We start from the raw sequence: 1,030 nt of genomic DNA on the forward strand, positions 1-1,030 counted from the left end.
TCCTGAGACCGGGGAATGCCGGAGCGAACACGGTGGCCGACCACATCGCCGTCCTCACCGACGCCCTCGCCCAGATCCCCGGCTCCTCGACGGCGAAGATCCTGGTGCGGGTGGACGGGGCAGGAGCCACCCACGGCCTGCTGGAACATCTGGAAGCCCTGAACACCACGCGGCGCACGGTCCGCTACACCGTCGGCTGGACGATCACCGAGGAGGACGAGAAGGCCATCGCCTGCCTGCCCGAGGCCGCCTGGGAAACCTCCCTGCACCAGGACGGCAGCATCCAGGAAGGGTACTCCGTCGCCGAGTTGACCGGGGTGAACACCCGGAAGGGCTGGCCGGAGGGGATGCGGCTGATCGTGCGCCGCGTCAAGCCCTCCCGGCGGCACCTGAAGAAACTCACCCGCTTCGAGGAGCAGACCGGCTGGCGCTACTGCATCACCGCGACCAACATCCGCCACATGCGGGGCATCGCCGGCTCCGGCCACGCGCAGTTCCTGGACGTGCTGCACCGCTCCCACGCCGGGGTGGAAGACCGGGTGCGCACCAACAAGGCGATGGGGCTGAGCAACCTGCCCTGCGCCTCCTGGGAGGTCAACCGCGCCTGGATGCTCGCCGCGAACCTCGCCGCCGATCTCGACACGTGGCTGCGGCTGCTGGCCCTGCACGACATCGATGACCTGGCCGGCGCCGAGCCGGACACCATGCGTTTCCGCCTCTACCACCTGCCCGCCCGGCTCGCTGGCCACGCCCGCCGCCGCTGGCTGCGGATCGAGCGGACCTGGCCCTGGGCGAAGGCGTTCACCACCTGCTGGCACCGGGTGACCACCCTGCCCGCCCTCACGTGACGACCGGACCACCAGCCCCATGAGACAAGGAAAGGAGCAGACCCGCACGACCTCCGGGTGCCGTGGAACCCCGGCGCAGCCGCAGCGACACGCGAAGGCCCCGCCCGCGATCACGCGGAACAAACAGGGCGAACCGACGGCACGGACATGCACTCACGACCGCTGAAGAATCGAGGCTAACG

Annotated in this window: 1 protein-coding gene; it reads left to right on the plus strand. The window is 70.0% G+C overall.

Annotation, left to right across the window (positions count from 1 at the left end):
* Nucleotides 1–848, plus strand: an 848-nt coding sequence (locus tag ACFY2B_RS46215; RefSeq protein ID WP_390769058.1) for a transposase, incomplete at its 5' end; no start/stop codon positions are given.
* Nucleotides 849–1,030 lie beyond the last annotated feature (182 nt).

Source organism: Streptomyces sp. NPDC001270 (genome assembly GCF_042896695.1).
Lineage (GTDB): Bacteria > Actinomycetota > Actinomycetes > Streptomycetales > Streptomycetaceae > Streptomyces.